Origin of the sequence: Microcystis sp. M44BS1, from assembly GCF_020244875.1 — a bacterium.
Taxonomy (GTDB): domain Bacteria; phylum Cyanobacteriota; class Cyanobacteriia; order Cyanobacteriales; family Microcystaceae; genus Microcystis; species Microcystis panniformis.
In genome coordinates, this window is the sequence record NZ_JADBVM010000299.1 from 1 (window position 1) to 3282 (window position 3282).

Genomic DNA, 3282 nt, shown 5'->3' on the forward strand with positions numbered 1-3282 from the left:
AGCGTAACCCATGCGGCCGTTGGGTTTCATGCTTCAACCCAACCTACGTTCATCTTATATTTAATTCCACTCACCCACTTACTCTTTGGTTCTAAGTAGGGAGACACAATTATTTGTAGGATGGGTTAGCGGTAGCGTAACATAATCTGGCGTTGGGTTTCATGCTTCAACCCAACCTACGTTCATCTTATATTTAATTCCACTCACCCACTTAACATAGGGATAAGCAATGACTAGCAGAATCAAGGAAATCTTTCAGACAGGACAACCGGATCAATCCGTCACCGTGCAGGGTTGGGTGAGAACAAAACGAGAATTAAAAGAATTTACTTTCCTGGAAGTTAATGATGGCTCATCCCTGGCCAACTTACAAGTTATCCTCGAATCGACTTTACCCGATTATGAAAATGTACTAAAAATAATTAGCACAGGAACGGCGATCGCTGTTTCGGGAAATTTGGTTCCTTCCCCGGGTAAAGGGCAAAATATCGAGTTAAAAGCGGCCGAAATCACCCTTTATGGTGACTGTCCCCCGGATTATCCCCTACAAAAGAAACGTCATTCCTTTGAATTTCTGAGAACCATTGCCCACCTGCGAGCAAGAACCAACACCCTAGGAGCAGTAATGCGGGTTAGAAACGCTTGCGCTACCGCTATCCACACTTTTTTCCAAGAAAAGGGCTTTATTTGGGTACATACTCCTATTATTACCGCTAACGACTGCGAAGGTGCGGGAGAATTATTTACAGTCACCAGTTTAGATTTAAAAAAACCGGCCAATTTTGCCGAGGATTTCTTTGGTAAACGGGCCTATTTAACCGTCAGTGGACAATTACAAGCGGAAGTAATGGCCATGGCTTTATCTAATGTTTACACTTTTGGCCCGACTTTTCGCGCCGAAAATTCTAATACTTCCCGTCATCTGGCCGAGTTTTGGATGGTGGAACCAGAAATGGCTTTTTGTGACTTGGAAGGGGATCAGGATTTAGCGGAAGCTTTTCTCAAATATATCTTTAAATTCGTTTTAGAAAATTGTCCCGAAGATTTGCAGTTTTTTAACGAACGTATCGATAAAACGGTGTTAAGTACGGCCGAAAATATCGTTAATAGTGAGTTTGGCCGGATTACCTACAGCGAAGCGATCGAGTTATTAGAAAAAGCCGATCGTCAGTTCGAGTTTCCGGTAGAATGGGGCGTAGATTTACAGTCAGAACACGAACGTTATCTAGCGGAAGAACTATTTAAAAAACCCGTGATTGTCACCAATTATCCCAAGACAATCAAAGCTTTTTATATGCGTCTAGATGACAATAATAAAACTGTTTCCGCTATGGATATTTTAGCACCCAAGATCGGCGAAATTATCGGCGGTTCCCAACGGGAAGAACGATTAGATGTATTAATCCAAAGAATGCAGGAACAGGGAATGAATCCCGATGATTTGTGGTGGTATTTAGATCTGCGTCGCTACGGTTCCGTTCCCCACGCTGGTTTTGGTTTAGGATTCGAGCGTCTGGTACAATTCATGACGGGAATGACCAATATTCGCGATGTGATTCCTTTCCCCCGTACCCCTTTAAGTGCCGACTTTTAGGTTGATGTCTAGGATACACGGCTCTCTTAGGTTTGGTGGGCAAAATGTATTCTAAGATACAGTCCTGCTGGCGAGCGAGTGAAAGGAACCACAAAGACACAAAGGACACAAAGATTGAGCGATCATATTGTAAGTTAAATTTATCACACAGAACCTAGAAGAGCCGATACACGGGAGAAAGCTTGTAATCCTCAAGCTTTCAGTGCTAATTTTCTTGGTCTTTGGAAACTTGTACAATAAAGTTGTACAAGTCCAAGCTCTTGAACTCCCCAAAAACCCCAAAATCTGAAGGGAGGAGAATATAAAGATTTATTAAATTGTAACTTTTGATACAGTTGTGGGGGGGATGTGTATTGTTCTACTATCTGCCTTGTGTCTTGGGTTGGGTTGTTGCTTCACCTAGCTGCGAGAAGGCGATCGCACTTTTGAGGAGATACATTAATGAAAACAAGTGTAATATACATAACGGCTGTATTAACTTTATTGGGACTAACTGTGTCTCGAGAAGCTAAAACATTTAACTTAAGTGAAAACAAAGACTTTTTAATAGCTCAATCTGGTCAAGTATATAAGTGTATAAATGATCATGGCAGATATTCGATAGTGCCAGGTATTCCTGGTGCAACTTCCAGTAGGATTAGTTGCCTGATCCCCGTGAAATCGGTAAAAAGATGTATGTACAAAAAATTTCTTGATAAAACTTTCCATCGTTGTTCTTTAGCCATACCAGCTTTACATGGTGTTCCGGTCAATACATATTATTCCATAGGAACAAATGGGGGACTCACAACATTGTTTACTATCGATTAATTTACAGGAATATCTATCCATGTATCGATTAGTGTAGGAATCTCTGATACCTCAATATTTTTGAGAACTTGTTTCATGGCTTAAGTAGGTGCATCTACATCTTTCATTGTACCTTATCTAATCATATCTACATATCTAATAGTGTTCCTCAAATTATAACTTTCCTCCTCTCCCTCGGCACACTAGGAGCAGCTTCAACCCTCAAGCGCAAACTTAAGCCATAAAAGTCGGCTAAATTGCTTATAAAAATACTATAAATACCCCTTCAATTAATCTTGAGGGGGTTTTATTGTATAATTGAGGGGTGAGTAAACTAGATCAAATTAGGCAATCTTGAGCTATAATCGGCAATGAGGTCGAATCCGAACAACGATCAGAAAAAACTCCTGATTGCTGAACTTAAAAAAGCAGCAATCAAACATACCCCAGAAAATATTCTCAGAATTACTCAAGATCCTAGGGGGAAAATTGTTTTTCTAGAAACAGGAAAAGGAGGAGAGAGAGGTTCTGGATTACTGCATATTCTAGAAAATCATCGAGAAGATTTCCTCCAGAGAGGTATTACCGAAGAACAAATTCCTGATTTAATTATAACAGCTATTAGTGAGGGGACAATTATTGGCATACAAGGAAAAAGTCGCATAATTTATCAAGTAGAAATCAATGGAATTATTCAGTATGTTTCTCTAGAAATTAGTCATAATGGTTACTTAGTGAGTGCTAATCCAACTCCAACGCGATTAATTAATAAACTTATTCAGGAATGATAGTTATGGCAATCAGAATCAAACTTTGGGCAGATTATGGAAGTTACCCACTTTGGGGAGTAGATGAAATTGATAACATTGCTCCTGAAGAATTACCATTAAGTCAAGCAA

Annotated in this window: 4 protein-coding genes; all 4 read left to right on the forward strand. The window is 39.9% G+C overall.

Annotated elements, in window-relative coordinates; translation table 11 throughout:
• The first annotated feature begins 229 nt into the window (after positions 1-229).
• Positions 230-1594, forward strand: coding sequence for an asparagine--tRNA ligase (gene asnS / locus IM515_RS22370; protein ID WP_287627816.1), 1365 nt, complete (start codon positions 230-232; stop codon positions 1592-1594).
• A gap of 441 nt (positions 1595-2035) precedes the next feature.
• On the forward strand, positions 2036-2404 hold the full coding sequence (locus IM515_RS22375; protein ID WP_155119790.1) for a hypothetical protein: 369 nt from the start codon (positions 2036-2038) through the stop codon (positions 2402-2404).
• A gap of 350 nt (positions 2405-2754) precedes the next feature.
• Positions 2755-3171: a hypothetical protein gene (locus IM515_RS22380; RefSeq protein WP_002790625.1), complete on the forward strand. Its 417-nt coding sequence runs from the start codon at positions 2755-2757 to the stop codon at positions 3169-3171.
• Between the two features lie 5 nt (positions 3172-3176).
• Positions 3177-3282, forward strand: a 106-nt coding sequence (locus IM515_RS26220; protein ID WP_502881982.1) for an immunity protein CdiI family protein, incomplete at its 3' end; no start/stop codon positions are given.

Bases quoted from the DNA above. Each gene is read 5' to 3' on its own strand.
- asnS (WP_287627816.1), top strand. From the start codon at position 230: ATGACTAGCAGAATCAAGGAAATCTTTCAGACAGGACAACCGGATCAA.
- IM515_RS22375 (WP_155119790.1), top strand. From the start codon at position 2,036: ATGAAAACAAGTGTAATATACATAACGGCTGTATTAACTTTATTGGGA.
- IM515_RS22380 (WP_002790625.1), top strand. From the start codon at position 2,755: ATGAGGTCGAATCCGAACAACGATCAGAAAAAACTCCTGATTGCTGAA.